This is a genomic window from Arthrobacter sp. AQ5-05 (genome assembly GCF_003287975.1).
Lineage (GTDB): Bacteria > Actinomycetota > Actinomycetes > Actinomycetales > Micrococcaceae > Paeniglutamicibacter.
Genome location: NZ_QMKQ01000002.1, coordinates 322,477 through 340,050 on the forward strand (window position 1 = coordinate 322,477; position 17,574 = coordinate 340,050).

The following is a 17,574-nucleotide window of genomic DNA, read 5'->3' on the forward strand; positions in this document are numbered from 1 at the left end:
GGGGCCATGAAGGGGATCATACTTGCCGGGGGAACGGGATCGCGCTTGCATCCGATCACGCACGGGATTTCAAAGCAGCTGGTGCCTGTCTATGACAAGCCCATGATCTACTACCCGCTGAGCACGCTGATGCTCGCGGGGATCACCGAGGTGCTGGTGATCACGACCCCTGCCGATGCGCACCAGTTCCGCGGGCTGCTGGGCGACGGATCGCAGTTCGGGATCACCATCGACTACGCCATCCAGCCCTCGCCCGACGGGCTGGCCCAGGCCTTCATCATCGGCGCCGGGCACATCGGGGACGGTCCGGCGGCCCTGGTGCTGGGCGACAACATCTTCTACGGTCCGGGCTTCGGTTCGCAGCTTGCCGATTTCCATGCCGATGGCGGGGCGTCGATCTTCGGGTACTGGGTCAAGGACCCGGGTGCCTACGGCGTGGTGGAATTCGATGCAGCCGGCACCGCGGTGTCGCTGGAGGAAAAACCGGCCAGGCCGCGCAGCAACTATGCGGTGCCCGGGCTGTATTTCTATGACAACTCGGTGATCGACCGGGCGCGGGACCTGGCGCCCTCGGCTCGCGGGGAACTGGAAATCACCGACATCAACCGCCAATACCTGGATGAGGGCTCGTTGCGCGTGCACGTGCTGGCCCGCGGCACCGCGTGGCTGGACACCGGGACCTTCGATTCGCTCAACGACGCCTCGAACTTCATCCGCACCATCGAGGCCCGGCAGGGGCTGAAGATCGGGGTTCCCGAGGAGGTCGCCTGGCGCCGGGGGTTGATCGACGATGAGGCGCTGGAGGCCTGTGCGGCGAAGCTGGGCAAGAGCGGCTACGGTGCCTACCTGCGCACGCTGTTGGCCCACGACTTCGAGGACCCGTACCACTAGGGAACGTCGGCCCGGGGGACGTCCCGGGCAACAGGCAAACGGCGGCGCCCCCTGGTCCCGCCTTGCGCAACCGGTGGTTGGGCGAAGAAAGGTCAGGAAGCGCCGCCGTCGGCGTGCCGGTGGGTTGCTTAGCGTGCCGCGTACGGGTCGGCGATGCCGATGTACTGGGTGGTCGTGTACTCGGCCAGGCCCTCGGCGCCGCCCTCGCGGCCCAGACCCGACTGCTTCACGCCGCCGAAGGGTGCCGCGGCGTTGGAGATGACCCCGGCATTGAAGCCGACCAGGCCGAACTCGATCTGCTCCGCCACGCGGAAGAGGCGGTTGTGGTCGCGGCTGTAGATGTAGGAGGCCAGGCCGTACTCGGAGGCGTTGGCCAGCTCGATGGCGTGCGCCTCGTCGCGGAAGGTCGTCACCGGGGCCACGGGCCCGAAGATCTCCTGGCCCAGGATGGCCGCGTCGTTGGCGACGTTGGCCAGCACGGTCGGCGGGTAGAAGTAGCCCGGGCCCTCGACCGGGACACCGCCGGTCACCGCAACGGCGCCGGCCTCGACGGCGGCCGCCACCAGCGCGTGGACATCGTCGCGGGCGCTCGAATCGATCAGCGGGCCGACGTTGGTTTCCGGGTCGGTGCCGCGTCCCACCTTCAGCGCGCCCATGGCCGCGGCAAACTTGGCGGTGAACTCCTCGGCCACGGACTCGTGGACCAGGAAGCGGTTGGCCGCGGTGCAGGCCTCGCCCATGTTGCGCATCTTCGCCGCCATGGCGCCCTCGACGGCGGCGTCAAGGTCGGCGTCCTCGAAGACCAGGAACGGAGCGTTGCCGCCCAACTCCATGGAGGTGCGCAGGACCTTGTCGGCGGCGTCCTTCATGAGCATCTTGCCCACGGCGGTGGAACCGGTGAAGGAGACCTTGCGCAGGCGGTCGTCCTGCATCAGCGGTCCGGAGATCTTCGAGGCGCTGGCCGAGGAAACGACGTTCAGCACGCCGGCCGGCAGCCCGGCTTCCAGCATGACCTGGGCGAAGAGCTGGGACGTCAGCGGGGTGAGCTTGGCGGGCTTGAGCACCATGGTGCAGCCCGCGGCGATCGCCGGGGCGACCTTGCGGGTGGCCATGGCCAGCGGGAAGTTCCACGGGGTGATCAACAGGCACGGGCCAACCGGCTTGCGCTGCACGATGATCTTGTTCTTGCCCTCGGGGGTGGTGAGGTAACGGCCGTAGTCGCGCACCGTCTCCTCGGAGAACCAGCGCAGGAATTCGGCGCCGTAGGTGACCTCGCCGCGGGCCTCGGGGACCGGCTTGCCCATTTCCAGGCTCATCAGCAGCGCGAAGTCGTCCGCACGCGCGGTGACCAGGTCGAAGGCGCGGCGCAGGATCTCGGCGCGGGTCCGCGGTGCGGTGCGTGCCCACGTCCCCTGGACGGCGTCGGCGGCGTCGAGGGCCGCCATGGCGTCCTCGGAGGTGGCCGAGGCCAGGGTGGCAAGCTTCTGTCCGGTGGCCGGGTCCAGGACGTCGAAGGTGCCGCCGTCCGAGGCATCGCGCCATTGCCCATTGATCAGCAGGCCGGTGGGGATGGTGGCAAGTAGTTCGGATTCACGCGTTGAGGTAATGGTCATGGCGGCGGTCTCCCTTGATCGCTAGGGGGTGTACGGGAACGGTTCTGCTCTTCCCTGCCCACGCTAGTGCCGCAGCAGGTGGCTGTAAATTTCAATCTGCACTATGACGCGCACCATGTGTTGTGCAGGTATCCCAAGGCCCGCCCGCCCGGCCCGCCCGCCCGGCTTGGCCGCCGGGCACGTCCGGCGGCGCATACCGGCGGGTTCTTAGCCGCGCGCCTGGAGCACCGCGGCGTACAGTTCGCGCTTGGAGACCCGTTCGGTCTCGGCCACCGCCGCCACGGCTTCCTTCAACCGCAGCCCCTCGGTGACCAGTTGCTGCACCTGGGCCACGTGGTCGGTGGCCCGGGCCGGTTCCCCGGCCGGTGCCCCGGCGATCACCACGGCGATTTCCCCGCGGACCTCGCCCTCGGCCCAGAGCAGCAATTCGTCAAGGTTCCCGCGGATGACCTCTTCGTACATCTTGGTCAGTTCCCGGGCGATGGCACCCTTGCGGTCCGCCCCGAAGGCATCGCGCAGCGCGCGGATCATCGCGTCCAGCCGGTGCGGTGCCTCGAAGAAGACCATGGTGCGCTGCTCGGAGGCCAGGTCCTCGAGGCGTTTGGCTCGCTCCCCGGCCTTGCGGGGCAAAAAGCCCTCGAAGGTGAAACGGTCCGTGGGCAGCCCGGACAGGGCCAGCGCCGTCAGCACGGCCGAAGGCCCGGGGACCGCCGTGACGGTGACGCCCGCGGCCACTGCGGCCTCGACCAGCTTGAACCCGGGGTCCGAGACCGCGGGCATGCCGGCGTCGGAGACCACCAGGACGGTGGCCCCGCCGGCCACCAGCTCGAGCAACTCGGCGAGGCGATGGGTTTCGTTGTGTTCGTGGTAGCTGATCAGCCTTCCGGGCACGCGGACGCCAAGCCCGGTGGCCAGGTGCAGGAAGCGCCGGGTGTCCTCGGCCGCCACGATGTCCGCGCTCTTCATGAGTTCGATCAGGCGTGGGGACGCGTCGGAAAGGTTGCCGATGGGGGTTGCCGCGAGGACGATCTGGCCCGGGGTTTCTTGAGTTTCCACGTCCCAAGCCTACTGCCCGCGTGTGCCTCCGGTTCCCGCAGGGGGCCGCCGGTACAGTGTTGAAGGTGACTACCGCTTCCATGCAGAGAACGCGCCGCTGGGTCGAGTCCCCGCAGGGCGCCTTCGGGATCCAGGCCCTGGGGGACCGCTTGTCCGGCCCCCTGCATCGGGCCGGGGCCTGGGGCTGGATCGTTCCGCTGGCCATGGCGATGCTCGGGGCGGTGCTGCGTTTCACCAACCTCCAGCATCCCCACCTGCTGATCTTTGACGAGACCTATTACGTCAAGGACGCCTACACCATGATGCACGCGGGTTACGAGCTGGAGTGGGGCGAGAATCCCAATCCCGCGTTCATCTCCGGGCACCCGGATCCCAAGGAATCGGCTTCCTTCGTGGTCCATCCCCCGTTGGGCAAGTGGCTGATTGCCGCAGGGATGTGGCTGTTCGGGACCGACAACGGGCTGGGCTGGCGTTTTTCCGCGGCGCTTTTTGGCACGCTGGCGGTGCTGCTGTGCGCATTGGTGGCCCAGAAGCTGTTCTCCTCGGTGCTCCTGGGCGGGGTTGCCGGCCTGCTGGCCGCGGTGGACGGCCACCAGATCGTCATGTCCCGCACCGGGCTGCTGGACATCTTCTTGATGTTCTTCATCCTGGCCGGGTTCTACGCGCTGCTCCTTGACCGTTTCCACGGGCGGGCGAAGCTGGCCCGGGCGTTGTCCACCGCAGACGGTTCTCGGCCCGCCGACAGGTTGCTGGCCTACGGGCCATGGCTGTGGTGGCGCCCGTGGCGGCTGGTTGCCGGGGTGATGCTGGGGGCCGCGGCCGGGGTGAAGTGGTCCGCGCTGTCCTTCATTGCCGTCTTCGGTCTGATGACGGTGCTCTGGGACCTGTCGGCACGACGCCGCGCCGGGATCCGGCACTGGGTCCTGGCCGGGCTGTTGCGCGACGGGATCCCCGCGTTCTTGCTGATCATTCCCACGGCCGGGGCGGTGTACCTGGCGACCTGGACCGGTTGGCTGCTGTCCACCGATGGCCGCTACCGCCAGTGGGCGGTTCAGAACCCCTCCGAAACCTGGGGCTGGGTGCCGGATGTGTTCCGTTCCCTGGCCGAGTACCACCGGGCCGCCTATGCGTTCCACCAGGGGCTGAGTTCGCCGCACGGGTGGGAATCCTCGCCGTGGAGCTGGCTCTTTGCCGGTCGCCCGGTGCTGTTCTTTTACGAGTCGCGCAGCAACGGCGAATTCGGGTGCACCAGCGCCAATTGCGTCCAGGCGATCACCGATTTGCCCAATCCGATCATGTGGTGGTCCGCGACCCTGGCCCTGCTGCTGGTGCTGTTCTACTGGATCGGGGCGCGCGATTGGCGTGCCGGGGCGATCCTTGCCGCCGTTGCCGCCGGGTTCCTGCCGTGGTTTGCCTACCCGGATCGCACCATGTTCTTCTTCTACACCCTGCCCTTCGCACCGTTCATGGTCCTGGCCCTGTCGTACGTCCTGGGCAGGTTCCTGCCCACCGACAAGCAGGTCCCCTGGCACCGGCGGCGCGTGCTGTGGGGCGTGGGAATCTTCCTGGCGCTGGTGGTGGCGGTGTCCGCGTTCTTCCTGCCGGTGTGGACCGGGGGAATGACCACGTACGAGGATTGGCGCATCCACATCTGGATGCCCAGCTGGGGATGACCCCCTTTGTTACTTCTCAGTAACATAGACTATGGTCCACACCACACAACGACCACCCATGGGAACACAGCACACCATGCGCGAAGCAAGCACCGGACTCATCATCGACCTTCCAGCGCATTCAAACACCACGGACCTGCTGCTGGCGCGCCTGGCCCGCAAGGATGCCACACCGCTGTTCAGCGTCAAGCGCGGCGCATCCTGGATCGACGTGTCCACCGCGGACTTCACGGCCTCCGTCCGGTCCCTGGCCAGGACGCTGATCGCCCACGGTGTCGCCCCGGGCGACACCGTGGCAATCATGTCCTCCACCCGCTACGAATGGGCACTGGCCGAGCAGGCCATCTGGTTTGCCGGCGCGGTGTCGGTGCCCATCTACGAAACCAGCTCCCCGTTCCAGGTCGAGTGGATCCTCAAGGATTCCGGGGCACGGCTCGCCTTTGCCGAGGATCCCCGCCGCGCGCAGGTGATCGAACAGGCCGCCGCAGCCCTTGGCGAGCAGGTCATGGTGCTCGTCTTCGAGGACGGCGCGGGTGTGGATCCGGCGGGCATTCCGTCATCGGGGCTGAAGGAGCTGGTGGATGCCGGCTCCTGCAGCGCCGTCACCGACGAGCAGCTCGAGGCCGCACGGACCTCGGCCGGCCTGCAGGATTTGGCGACCTTGGTCTACACCTCCGGAACCACCGGCCGGCCCAAGGGCTGCATGATGACCCACGCGAATTTTTCCCTGATCGCCGTGAACCTGGCCCCGCACATGGCCCCGGTGCTGGGCCCCGGTGCTGGGCACCGGTGAGCGCACCTTGATGTTCCTGCCGCTGGCCCACGTGCTGGCCCGCGCCGTGCAGCAGGTCTGCGTGCACGCCGGCTCCACCATCGCCCACACCTCCAGCGCTTCCACCCTCGTGGCGGACATGGCCGCGGTGAAGCCCGGTTTCCTGCTGGCCGTTCCCCGGATCTTTGAAAAGATCCGCACCACCGCGTCCAACACCGCCCAGGCAGCCGGCAGGGGCGCGGTCTTCGCCCAGGCCGAGTCGGTGGCCATCGAATACTCCCGCGCCGCCGATGCCCGCGCCCGCGGGATTCACACCCGCCGCTCCCCCGTGCTGCTGGCCAAACACGCCCTGTTCAACAAGGTGCTCTACCCCAAGCTGCGGGCAGTGCTTGGCGGCCGGGCCCGCTACGCGATCTGCGGCGCCAGCGCATTGAACACCGACCTGGCGCACTTCTTCCGCGGCGCAGGTGTCGGCCTGCTGGAGGGCTACGGGCTCACCGAGACCACGGCCCCGGCCACCGTGAACATGGCCCGGGACGTGCGCGTGGGGTCCGTGGGCATCCCCGTGCCGGGCACCGTGATCCGTATCGCCGAGGACGGCGAGATCCGCATCAAGGGCATCGGCGTCTTTGCCGGATACCACCGCAATGCCCGGGCCACGGCCGAGGCCTTCGACGAGGACGGGTTCTTCAAGACCGGAGACACCGGGATCCTGGACGATTGCGGGTTCCTGGGCATCACCGGCCGCAAGAAGGACATCCTGGTCACCGCCGGGGGCAAGAACGTGGCCCCGGGCCCGCTGGAGGAAATCATCCGGGCCTCGCGCCTGGTCAACCAGGTCATCGTGGTCGGTGAGAACCGCCCGTTCGTCGCGGCCTTGGTGACGCTGGATACGGACGAGCTCGGCCCGTGGTGCCGCGCCAATTCGCTCGGGGGGCTCTCGCTGGGGCAGGCCGCGGTGCACCCGCGGGTGCTGGCCGAGATCCAGGCGGCAGTGGATGCGGCCAATGAAACGGTGTCCCAGGCCGAAGGCATCCGCAAGTTCACGGTCCTGGATTCCGAGCTCACCGAGGAGTCCGGGCACCTGACCCCGTCCCTGAAACTCAAGCGGGCCAGCGTCATCACGGACTACTCCGCGGTGATCGACTCACTCTACGAGCGCTAGCAAGCGCCGCGGATACATCGATCCCCTCGGTGGTACCGCAAGGCGCCACCGAGGGGATCTTGGCGTGCCCCGCCGTGCCGACAGCTACAGCCCGAAGACGCGCTTTTCCTGGCGCAGGCGTGCGGCCTCGCGGCGCTTGGCCGTGGGCCAGGTGCGCATCAGCGTGATGAGCGCAGTGAGCACGACCAGCCCTGCAATGCCGATCGCGGCGTCCACCCAGAACTGCGGCGGATACAGGCGGATCAACGTGTCGGAGTAGTTGAACGTCCAGTTGCCCTGGGCGAAGAAGATCTCGTGGAACGTGGTGAAGAAGCTGTCCCAGCCCAGGATCGCCAGGGTGGTCAGCCCGGCCAACAGCGCCAGGGTCACCACGGATCCGGCAAAGAGCCCACGGCGGATGCCGCCGGCATAGCGTTTGCCCAGGTAGGCCAGCGCAATGATCGCAATGACTCCCAGGGCGATTCCGCCCAGGTAGGTGAAGGACATCACGTTCTTGACGTCGGCCATGTGCTGGACCTCGGTGCCCAGGAAGAGCGGGTTGCCGTTGGGGAACCGCAATTCACCCAGGTACCGGTTGTCGGCGACGTTGTTCAGGAAGTCCACGCCGTAGGACCCGTAGGTCAGCCTATCGGCGGTGGTGAACCCGAACCCGTCGGCCGGGAAGCCCGGTCGCTGGTAGGCGATCCAGAGGAAGATCGGGCTGGCGATCAGCCGGATGGCGAGGATCAGCAAGATGAAGGGGTAGGCAATGGCCAGCAGCACCTGCAGGGTGCGGGCCAGCGGCGGCTTGGAATCCAGGGCGGCCTCGCGGGCGGCACGGCGTTCGCGCGCGGCCGGGGTCGGCTCGGGCACCGGGGTGTAGGCGCCGAAGACCCGGTTGCGGGCCTCGGCGATCGCGGAGGCCGTTTCCGGGGGCGTGCCGGCACCGGGTGCCGCGGCGTTTGGGCGCGGCAGCGTCTGGGTCTTGTCGTCGCCCACCGGTGCGGGTGCTGCTGTTGCGGGTGCCGCAGACACCGAGACCTTGGTGGTTTCGGGCAGTGGTTCCACCGGGATCTTGGCAATGATGTCCTCGATCTCCTCGGGCTCCTCCTGCTTTGGCTTGGCCACCGGCTTCGCTGCGGGTTTCAGCGGTGCGGCCGCCGTGCCGACCGTGGGCTTGGCTGCGGCGGCCGGGGCCTGTGCAGGCTTGGCCGGTGCGGCAGCGGGGGAAGATGCGGCGGGCTTCGTCGCGGCCGCGGGTGCGGCAGCTGCCTGCGGGACGGCGGCAGGCTTCGCGGCGGACTTCTGCGCGGCGGCGGCGCGCGATGCCACCAGCGAGGCCTCGATCTTTGCGGCGGCGGCCTCGGCCGCCGCGCTCAACGAGCCGGAAGCTGGCTTCGCCTCGGCCTTGGCGCCGAGACCGGGCACTGCCGGTGCGGTCGCCGGCGTACCCGGCTTGCCGGTCTGCGGTTCGTCCTGCTCAGCCATGCTTCTCCCTCAAAACTCCGACATGCATTGCGCGTGCGGTGCACGGCAGCACCGGACACTTTCCGCCCACTGCCAAACACACAGTCCCAAGACTATCGAGCCAACGGTTCCCCCGGGGCCCACTGGCGGCTTTGGCCCCCGCGTGTCGGCAAGGTGACAGGCCCTGCCCCGGCCCGGCCAAGGCAGGTTGACGGCCGCAATCAGGGTGCCCAGGGCTGCGTGTGGCAGCCGCCGGCGGCCCCGCGTGGTGACCGCACGCGGGTATCCAGGAGGGCACGGGCCGACGTCGGTTCGGCTGCCCGAAGGCACCGCTCAGTAGCGGTACGCTTCGGGTTTGTACGGCCCGGAAGCCCCGAGGCCAAGGTACGCGGCCTGGTCCTCGGTCAGGGTGGTCAGTTCCACGCCCAGCGCGGCCAGGTGCAGGCGGGCCACCTTCTCGTCGAGGATCTTGGGCAGCACGTAGACGGCGTTGGCGTATTCCCCGTTGCCGGCCTTGGTGAACAGCTCGATCTGGGCGATCACCTGGTTGGTGAAGGAGTTGGACATCACGAACGACGGGTGCCCGGTGGCGTTGCCCAGGTTCAGCAGCCGGCCCTCGGAAAGCACGATGACCGAGCGCTCCGCCGCGGTCCCGGCCTCGAAGGTCCACTCGTGCACCTGGGCCTTGATCTCGACTTTCCGCACGCCCGGCACTTCTGCGAGCCCGCCCATGTCGATCTCGTCGTCGAAGTGGCCCACGTTGCCCACGATGGCCTTGTTCTTCATGCCCTGCAGGTGGGCGGCGGTGATGATGTCCCTGCCGCCGGTGGTGGTCACGAAGATGTCGCCCCGGGCGAGCACCGTTTCGAGCCTCGCCACCTGGTAGCCGTCCATGGCCGCCTGCAGCGCGCAGATCGGGTCGATCTCGGTGACGACGACCCGGGCGCCCTGGCCGCGCATGGCCTCGGCGGCCCCCTTGCCCACGTCCCCGTAGCCGCAGATGACCACGAGCTTGCCGCCGATGAGCACGTCGGTGGCGCGCATGATCCCGTCGGGCAGCGAGTGGCGGATGCCGTACCTGTTGTCGAACTTGGACTTGGTCACCGAGCCGTTGACGTTGATCGCCGGGAAGAGCAGCGTGCCGGCGGATGCCTTCTGGTTCAGGCGCATCACCCCGGTGGTGGTTTCCTCGCTGACGCCCAGGATACCTGCGGCGATGCGGGTGAACCTGGCCGGGTCCCTGGCCAGGGAGGCGCGCAGGGTGTCGAGCACGATGGCGTGTTCACGGCTTGTCGCGGACCCGGGTCCGGGCACCGCGCCGGCGGCCTCGTACTGCGCACCCAGGTGCACCAGCATGGTGGCGTCCCCGCCGTCATCCAGGATCAGGTTCGGGCCAAGCTCCGGGTTTTGCCCGGCTCCGGGCCAGGAAAGGATCTGTTCGGTGGTCCACCAGTAGTCTTCCGGGGATTCACCCTTCCAGGCGAAGACCGGCACTCCGGCCGGCTCCTGCGGGGTCCCGACGCCCACGACCACCGCGGCGGCGGCCTCGTCCTGGGTGGAGAAGATGTTGCAGGAGGCCCAGCGGACCTGCGCGCCCAGGGCGACGAGGGTTTCGATGAGCACGGCCGTCTGCACCGTCATGTGCAGGGAGCCGGCGATGCGGGCACCGGCCAGCGGCCGGGACGCCGAGTACTCGGCGCGCAGGGACATCAACCCGGGCATCTCGTGTTCGGCCAGACGGATCTGGTGGCGTCCCGCCTCGTGCAGGGACAGGTCGGCGACCTTGTGCTCGAGTCCCATCACGCCACTGCCCTAGCCTTGGCCCTTGGCCGGGATGGTCGTGGCCTCGGAAGCCAGCATGACCGGGATGCCCTCGATGATGTCGTAGCTGAAGGTTTCGCCGTTGGCACCGGTGCCCGTGGAGACCAGGATGTCCCCGTGCTGCACCAGGGTGGAGCCGGTGATGGGGCAACGGAGCTGGGCGGTGAGTTGCGCTGAGAGATTCGACATGGAACCCAGTTTAGGGCTCCAGGTTCCCTTCGCGCAGTACCCGCAGGTGGCGCCGGGTCAGGGATTGGGAATCGCCAGGCTCGATGGCCGGCGGGGCACTGCGCGGGGACGGGGCTTCGAGGGGCGGGGCAGCGACCGCGTGTGCCTCGTCCTCCCGCACCGCATTGGCCAGGGCGTAGAGGTCGTCGTTGCGCAGCCGTCCCTGCTCGGGCAGTGCCAGGCGCAGGACCTGCCACCCCAGCGGCGCGGTCAGGCGCTGCGCATGGAGGTCGCACAGGTCGTAGCAATGCGGTTCCGCATAGGTCGCCAAGGGACCGAGCACCGCCGTCGAGTCGGCGTACACATACGTCAAGGTGGCGATGGCCGGCTGGCGGCATGCCGAACGTGAACAAAGTCTTGATGATCCCACGGTTACACAGACTACCGCAGCGCGGTGCCCTCCACGGCCGCGCACCTCCGTGCGCGCCAACTGATCCACAGCGGGCTTCGGGTGGCCTACGCTAAAGACATGTCCGGAAAACTGTCGATCGATTTGGACGGGCGCGATCCCGCCTCGTTGAGCAGCGGCTCGACCCGCCGGTTCGCCGACCGCAAGCGCAACCGGCACGGACGCGGCCACCGCGGTCCGATGCTCCTGGCACCGATGCCCGGTGCACGCACCCGGGCCGAACGCTTCGAGGACCTTTTGATCGAATCCGCCGAGCGCCTGGCCGACCGCTGGGGCGAACGGGTGACCTCGATCGATTTCCGCATCCTGATGGTCCCCAACCCCAAGGTGCTCGAGCGGGCCGGGGCCGAAGGCACCCGGGTGCCCTGGGCGACCAACCGCTCCGCGCGACCCGGGCGACCCGAACGCATCACGCTTTACCGCCGTCCCATCGAGGAGGCGTGCGTCCACGGACCCGAGCTGCTGCCCGAGCTGGTGCATTTCTCCATTGTGGAGCAGCTGGCCGACCTGTGGGCCATGGACCCGCAGGCAATCGATCCCGAATACGGGATCTGGGGCGCCGGCCCGGGCACCTGAGCGGACCCTAGTCGCGCAGCACGACCTGGACGCCCTCGCGGCCCAGCGGCGCATCGCTGACCGGAAGCGCGGCAATCCCGTAGGCCCCGTCCGTGAGAACGGCCGCGGCGTAGCTTGGCGCGCCGGTGGCCGAGAGCACCAGGGCCGCCGCGCCGGAACCGAAGTCTTTCTCCCCCAGGGCCACGGACCTGGAACCCGACAATTCGATGGTGCGGCTGGCCGAGAGCTTCCCGTCGGCGCCCAGCGAACGCACCGACACCGTGGCGGTGTCCTCCGGGGCGTTCAGCACCACGGTGGCCTTGCCCGCCGCCGGCAGCACCATCAGGTGTTCGCTGCCCAGCCGGCTGGCCGCACCGGCCCAGGCCAGGTCGATGGGTTCGTTGGCCTTGGTGCCGCGGACCATTTTCACGCTCGCGCTCACCGCGGAGTCGCCCTCGACGACGATGGTGTAGTTTCCGGCCGGAAGCCCGCCCAGGGGCATGCGCGCGGTGGCGTTGGAGGCGATGACCACCTCGCCGCCGCCGGGGATGGCAACCTCGCCGTTGGGGCCCAGGGCCCGGACCTGCACGGTGGCGCCCTCGGCCGAGGTGGCGGCGAGCACAAGTTCGGCCACGGCGTCGGCGTTGGCAGCCGGCTTGCCCAGTTCGCCGGCCAGCTTCGGGTCCAGGATCTGGACCCCGGGGACCACCTGGGTGTTGTTGGCGGGGGCCGCGGAGCCCAGGTAGTCAAGGCCGCCGGGTACCAGTCCGCGCAGCGTGGACTGCTGGATGGTCGCGTTGACGCGTCCGCCGCTGGAGACGACCTTGGCCGAGAGGGCCTTTTCGTTGGGGGCGTACCCGGCCAGGACGATGGACTTGGATTCGCCCGGGGCCACGGCCAGTGCGGAGAGGTTGGGGGCCTGGATCATGCCGTCGGCGCCGCGCAGGTCCACGCGCACCTGGGCCACGGAGGCTGTGGGGTTCACCAGGTTCAGCACCGCGGTGGACCCGGGGGTGGTGACAGCGCCGGTCAGCCAGGTCTCGGCCGCCGGTGCCGTGCAGGCCGCGGCGGCGAGCCCCGCCAGGTCGCCGTCGGTCGCGCGGTAGGAGCGCACGGCCGAGACCAGGGACTGGACCCCGCCCAGCGGCTGGGCGTGCACCGTGAGCGGCTCGGAGTACTTGCTGGCAGGACCCAGGGCTCCCTTGCGCTGGTTGGTGCCGTCGGCTCCGGCGCCGGTCAGCTTTTCGGCCTCCTGCGCCGGCAGGCGCGGGGCAATGGTCTTTTCGACCGAGAGATCGTTCTTGAGCATCCGGGCGCCGGGAATGCGGCCGGCCGAGTCGGAGAGAACCGCGGCGCGGATGGAGGTCTGGGCGTCCTTGGAGGCCGGGGCGAATTCCGGGTCGACCCCGGTTCCGGCGCCGGTGAACAGCTTCATGGTTGACGGGCAGGAAGCCAGTGCATCACCCGCGGGCAGCGAGGTCACCGGGACCTCGGAGCCCGGCGCGGCGCTGGCCGGCGGGAAGACGGAACCCGCGGCGATGGCGGCGGCTCCCAGGCACAGCACGCCCACCGAGCCCAATACGCCAAGGGTCCGGCCGCGGGTCTTGGAGCGTTGCCCGCGTGCCCCGGCCTTGGCGGCCGGTTCCTTCGAATCAGGCAATGAGTCTGGTGTTTCGGTGTTCTTGGCCGGTTCCGCGGTGCCGGCCGGAGCGGTCTGCACGGGCCCCTCGCCGGTTGCCGGGGCCTCGAGTGGCTGCGCGCCGGCGGTGGCGGTCGCAGCCACTGGTGCCGGGGACGGCATCGCTGCAGGCTCCTTGCCCGGGGCATTGTCCTCGGGAAGCTTCGAGCCGGGAGCGAGTCCCGCGGCCTCGCGGGCGGCCTGGGCTAAGCGTTCGGCCTCGCGCCGTGCCCTGCGGGAATCGTTTTTCACTTCTTCTCCTTGGCCCCCGCGGCACGGTGTCCGCGATCGAGTTCGTCAATGCTTTCGGCGTTGCCGCGGGTGCGGTATTCGTCCAGGCGGCGGGCGGCAAAGCGGCGGCTGCGCGGGATCGGGATGACCAGCAACAGGGCCAGAAGCAGCACGACGAGCTGGGCGATGGCCACGGGCACCTGGTAGTGGCTCTGGTAACGCAGTTCCAGGGTGCCGCCGTCGGCGCCCAGCTCAAAGCCCTGGGCCCACTTCGCGGTTTCGGCGCCCGTGCCTGTGGCATCGGCACCCCTGCCGGTGGCGGCGGCAACCGTGGTGGGTTTCAGTTCCACCCCGTCAAGGGTTGCCTTCCATCCCGGGTCGGCGCGATCGGCCATGACCAGCATCCGGTTGGCCTCCCCGGCAGGGAGTGTCGCCCCGGAGACGGCTCCGCGGTGCGAGGGCAGCAGGGAGACGGTCTTGCCATCGGCCATGATGCGCACCCGGGCGGTCGAGTCGGTGGCGTTGTCCACGCCGGAGATCTTTTCCCTCGGTTCCACGCGCCACAGCCAGCCGGACTCGGTTTGCCCCACGGCAACCAGGCCCGGCACGGCGTCGAGGCGTGCCACCAGGGCCGAGGCGGTCTGTCGCTGGTCCTGCAGCACCACAAAGCCGGTGCCCAGGGCAGCCAGTTCCGTCCGCGGATCCAGCGCCGAATCGGATACCAGGGTCGCCACGGCCTGTTCGACCAGGCGTCCGGCGTCGTCGGATTCACGCAGCGCCGGGTCGATCAGCCCGCCCACCAAGCGGTTTGCGGACGCCGTCTGTGACAGGGCGTCGGCGGTGGTGCCGGCCCCGTTCATCAACGCGGCGCTGATGGCGCCGTCGCCGTTTTGCGCCAGCACCAGGGTGCGGTCCTCGTAGGCGCCCAGCCCGCGGTCGGCCGCGGTGGCCGGCAGCGTGCGCGGGGCGACCGGCTGCAGCAGGCTTGCGGCACCGAGCTCGGTGAAGGTGGCGGTGCCGCCCTCGGCCGTGGCCGAAACCGGGTTCTGCGCCACGATCCAGTTGGCCCCGGACACCAGGACGGAAATGCCCAGCAGGGCCGAGGCCCATGCCAGGGCCCCGGTGGCGATGCGGGGCGCACGATCCGCGGATGCGGCCGGAACGTGGGTGCGCTCGCCGCGGAAGACGGAGATCCCCAGACCCGCGGCGAAGAGCAATCCCAGGATGAAGAAGGAGACGAAGGGCCCGTTGAATGCGGTGACGAAGGTGTCCCCCGCCACGGCGGAGGGCACCAGGGAGGCACCGTATCCGGCGGCGAGCATCAGCACCGCCAGGGCCCACAGTGCGCGGGACAGCGGCAGCGAGGCGTTCCTGCCTCCGGCAAAGAGGCCCATGACGGCAAAGACGAGCAGTGGCGCCCCGACGAGCAGGACCAGGACCAGTGCCCAGGGTCCGGCGGGCATGAAGTCGAATCCTGCCGGGATTCCGCGGAAGTCAAAGGCGCTCGGGAAGCCAAGGGCCTGGGCCCACAGCGGGGCCGCGTCGTGGGGCAGGGCCAGTCCCGGGTCGGTGAGCAGCACGCGCGGGTTGCCCAGGGCGGCAACCACCAGCGGCAGGTGGAAGACCAGCATCGGCAGCGGCACCCACCACAGGGTCTTGGCCCGCGAGCGCAACACGATGGCGGTCAGCACAATGAGCACCAGCAGGGCGAGGCCTGCGGCCGGGGATCCGGCGGCGACCGGAACCAGCAGCAGCGCGGCGGCCGCGGCGGCGGTCCACGAGGGGACGCCGCCGACACCGGGATGCGAGGCGTTGTGCGTCTCGGGGCCGCGGCGGGAGCCGAAGTCGACCCCGGCGCCCACGGAGCGCAGCAGGGCCAGCAGCAGCAGCGGCGCGAGCACGTGCACCAATACGGCACCGGCGCGCCCGGAACCCAGGGAAACCTGCAACACCGGGGCCAGGCCCCAGAGCAATCCGCCGACCATGCGGGCGGCACGCGAGCGGGTGACCGCGCCCAGGCCCAGCCAGGCGCTCAGCGCCGCCAGCGGCATGGCGGCAAGGCTCAGCACCACGGCCGCGGCATTGGCGTTGCCGCCGCCGGCCAGCGCCAACAGCCAATGGAAGTAGTCGATCGGGTCCCCGCCCGCGGGACTGCCGGATCCGAGGTTGGCCCACCAGCCGGTGGCGTTGGCAAAGATCTCGGAGGCCTTGGTGGAAATCGGCAGCAGTGCACCGCCGGCCACGGCATCGGCACCCAGCAGGGCGCGCAGCCCGACGAGGGACACCGCGAGGGTGGCCAGCACGGCGATGACTGCGCTGACGAAGGCGGAGGTGCGGTTGGGTGCGGCCATTGCCGCGAAGTCGTTGCGGTTGTCTCCGCTGGGGTCCTGCGAGGTCATGGCCCCGGTGCCGTCGCCGTAGACCGTTGCCCCGTCCAGGGAGTCGATCATGTGCTTGCGGTGTTCGCGCACCAGTGCCTGGTCGGTGAGCAGGCGGGAGATCGAGTTGCGCGGGACCTTGCGGGTGGCTGCCGCCGCTGCACGGGAGCGGGAAAGTTTCACCGGGGTGCCCACGGCACGGAACGTGGCACCGAGCTGGCCAAAGGCGTACGCGGGGTCCTTGGCGAGCACCGAAAGCAGGAAGCGATGGATCCCGCCGAGCACCGCGCCGAGCACCAGGAACGGGATGGCCCATCCCGGGGAGTGCTTGAGGCGCATGAAGAGTTCGGCGCGGCGGGTTTCGGCCGGCCCGGCCAGGGCGCGGACGACCGCTGCCTTGTGGTGGATCTTGGCCGCGGGCACGATGACAACGCGGTTGCCCATGAGGCGGTTGCGCCAGCACAAGTCCATGTCGTCGCCCAGCCCGGGAAGCGCGGGGTCGAAGCCGCCCAGCGCCTCGAAGACGTCGCGGCGGATCAGCATTCCGGCGCTGGTCACCGCGAAGGAGTCGGTGCGCGCGTCGTACTGGCCCTGGTCGACCTCGTCGATCTCGATGAGGGTCAGCCGCTCGGCGTACTTGTTCACGCCCAGGCCCACGTCCAGCAGGCGGCGCGGGGAATCCAGGTCAAGTTGCTTGCAGCCGGCAATCGTCACCGATTCGGTGGCCTCGACGACGTTCACCAGCTTTTCCAGGGCGTTCAGCTCCGGCACCGAGTCGTCGTGGATCAGCCAGAGCCACTCGGTGCGCCCGGCCCGCGGGGCCCCGAGTGACTGGACGGCGGCCATCACCGAGTGCCCGAAGCTGTGTTCCGGCACGTTCAGGATCGTGGCATCGGAGGGCAGGTGCTGGCGCAACAGGTCCACCGAGCCATCGGTGGAGGACGCGTCGACCCCGACGAAGCGGTCGACCAGGCGCGTCTGGGCGCGCAGCGCGGCCAGGGTCCGTGGCAGGAAATCTGCGCCGTTGTGGGCAGCCACAATGGCGGTGACGTGGATCGTGGGGAGAATTAGACTGCTCGCTTCCGCAAGCGCCGACGTTCGCGCTCCGACAGCCCGCCCCAAATCCCAAAGCGTTCATCGTTGGTCAGTGCGTATTCCAGGCATTCGGAGCGCACGTTGCAGGCGCCGCACACGCGCTTGGCGTCCCGGGTGGATCCGCCCTTTTCGGGGAAGAATGCCTCGGGGTCGGTCTGTGCGCACAGTGCCTCGGACTGCCAGCCCAGCTCGCCTTCCTCGTCCTCGGACCCCAATCCGATCCAGATGGCCTGGGCCGGGCTCTTGCCGTCGGCCGACGCATCCAGGCTTGGCGCCCAGGAAGGGGTCGGTTCGGTGACCAGGTCGTTGGCTGCATCATGCGCCGCGAGGAAGGCAGCGGTTTCCTCGGCCGGGGTCAGGACCCTCGAACCGTTGGATGCCTGTTCCGGGCCGGGAGCCGCAGGGTCCACGAACCAGTCCGCCGGCACACCCCGGCCGCCGTTGAAGTTGGGCGCAATTCCCGTCGTTGCGGCTTCGTTGAAGCTTCGATCCACGTTCCCCATGGTTTACCAACCTTCCGCCGTTACGAACTAGACACAAAAATGACCGTAAAATGAGCGACA

General features: G+C 69.3%; 14 protein-coding genes. 5 read left to right on the top strand and 9 right to left on the bottom strand.

The window, feature by feature from the left end; all coding sequences use genetic code 11:
• Nucleotides 1–6: 6 nt before the first annotated feature.
• Nucleotides 7–891: a glucose-1-phosphate thymidylyltransferase RfbA gene (rfbA, locus tag DQ353_RS04000; RefSeq protein WP_113761483.1), complete on the top strand. Its 885-nt coding sequence runs from the start codon at nt 7–9 to the stop codon at nt 889–891.
• 128 nt (nt 892–1,019) lie between these two features.
• Here rfbA and DQ353_RS04005 read toward each other — a convergent pair whose 3' ends face one another.
• Nucleotides 1,020–2,504 carry an NAD-dependent succinate-semialdehyde dehydrogenase gene (locus DQ353_RS04005; protein ID WP_113761484.1) on the bottom strand — a complete coding sequence of 495 codons (1,485 nt, stop codon included), beginning with the start codon at nt 2,502–2,504 and terminating at the stop codon, nt 1,020–1,022.
• Between the two features lie 207 nt (nt 2,505–2,711).
• Nucleotides 2,712–3,560 (bottom strand): 16S rRNA (cytidine(1402)-2'-O)-methyltransferase, encoded by an 849-nt coding sequence (gene rsmI, locus DQ353_RS04010; protein WP_113761485.1) that lies wholly within the window; start codon nt 3,558–3,560, stop codon nt 2,712–2,714.
• 80 nt (nt 3,561–3,640) lie between these two features.
• Here rsmI and DQ353_RS04015 point away from each other — a divergent pair, with 80 nt between their 5' ends.
• From DQ353_RS04015 to DQ353_RS22515, 3 genes are read left to right on the top strand one after another with little or no spacing between them, the layout of a single operon-like run.
• Nucleotides 3,641–5,233: a dolichyl-phosphate-mannose--protein mannosyltransferase gene (locus DQ353_RS04015; RefSeq protein WP_286166593.1), complete on the top strand. Its 1,593-nt coding sequence runs from the start codon at nt 3,641–3,643 to the stop codon at nt 5,231–5,233.
• A 58-nt stretch (nt 5,234–5,291) separates the two neighbouring features.
• Nucleotides 5,292–6,026, top strand: coding sequence for an AMP-binding protein (locus DQ353_RS22510; RefSeq protein WP_353616659.1), 735 nt, complete (start codon nt 5,292–5,294; stop codon nt 6,024–6,026).
• Nucleotides 6,010–7,170 carry an AMP-dependent synthetase/ligase gene (locus DQ353_RS22515; protein WP_353616660.1) on the top strand — a complete coding sequence of 387 codons (1,161 nt, stop codon included), beginning with the start codon at nt 6,010–6,012 and terminating at the stop codon, nt 7,168–7,170. Before DQ353_RS22510 ends, DQ353_RS22515 begins: the two co-directional genes overlap by 17 nt.
• A gap of 84 nt (nt 7,171–7,254) precedes the next feature.
• On the opposite strand, the gene DQ353_RS04025 is transcribed toward DQ353_RS22515, so the two are convergent.
• The 4 genes from DQ353_RS04025 to DQ353_RS04040 form a co-directional block, all read right to left on the bottom strand.
• A complete protein-coding gene (locus tag DQ353_RS04025; RefSeq protein WP_113761486.1) occupies nt 7,255–8,637 on the bottom strand; it encodes a TIGR01906 family membrane protein in 1,383 nt (460 codons plus the stop codon).
• A 312-nt stretch (nt 8,638–8,949) separates the two neighbouring features.
• A complete protein-coding gene (gene ahcY / locus DQ353_RS04030) occupies nt 8,950–10,416 on the bottom strand; it encodes an adenosylhomocysteinase (RefSeq protein ID WP_113761487.1) in 1,467 nt (488 codons plus the stop codon).
• Nucleotides 10,417–10,428: 12 nt separating this feature from the next.
• Nucleotides 10,429–10,626 (bottom strand): Trm112 family protein, encoded by a 198-nt coding sequence (locus DQ353_RS04035; RefSeq protein WP_113761488.1) that lies wholly within the window; start codon nt 10,624–10,626, stop codon nt 10,429–10,431.
• A 10-nt stretch (nt 10,627–10,636) separates the two neighbouring features.
• Entirely contained in the window at nt 10,637–11,035 is a 399-nt protein-coding gene (locus tag DQ353_RS04040) for a DUF3499 domain-containing protein (RefSeq protein WP_113761489.1), read from the bottom strand.
• 99 nt (nt 11,036–11,134) lie between these two features.
• Here DQ353_RS04040 and DQ353_RS04045 point away from each other — a divergent pair, with 99 nt between their 5' ends.
• Nucleotides 11,135–11,650: a metallopeptidase family protein gene (locus DQ353_RS04045; RefSeq protein ID WP_113761490.1), complete on the top strand. Its 516-nt coding sequence runs from the start codon at nt 11,135–11,137 to the stop codon at nt 11,648–11,650.
• A 7-nt stretch (nt 11,651–11,657) separates the two neighbouring features.
• Here the strand turns inward: DQ353_RS04045 and DQ353_RS04050 are convergent, their stop codons facing one another.
• From DQ353_RS04050 to DQ353_RS22135, 3 genes are read right to left on the bottom strand one after another with little or no spacing between them, the layout of a single operon-like run.
• The gene (locus tag DQ353_RS04050; RefSeq protein WP_113761491.1) at nt 11,658–13,559 is read right to left on the bottom strand and encodes a DUF5719 family protein; all 1,902 of its coding nucleotides are present in this window, start codon (nt 13,557–13,559) and stop codon (nt 11,658–11,660) included.
• Nucleotides 13,556–16,954, bottom strand: coding sequence for a glycosyltransferase family 2 protein (locus tag DQ353_RS04055; RefSeq protein ID WP_181578233.1), 3,399 nt, complete (start codon nt 16,952–16,954; stop codon nt 13,556–13,558). The genes DQ353_RS04050 and DQ353_RS04055 overlap by 4 nt, the downstream gene beginning before the upstream one ends.
• A gap of 29 nt (nt 16,955–16,983) precedes the next feature.
• The gene (locus DQ353_RS22135; protein WP_113761493.1) at nt 16,984–17,514 is read right to left on the bottom strand and encodes a WhiB family transcriptional regulator; all 531 of its coding nucleotides are present in this window, start codon (nt 17,512–17,514) and stop codon (nt 16,984–16,986) included.
• Nucleotides 17,515–17,574 lie beyond the last annotated feature (60 nt).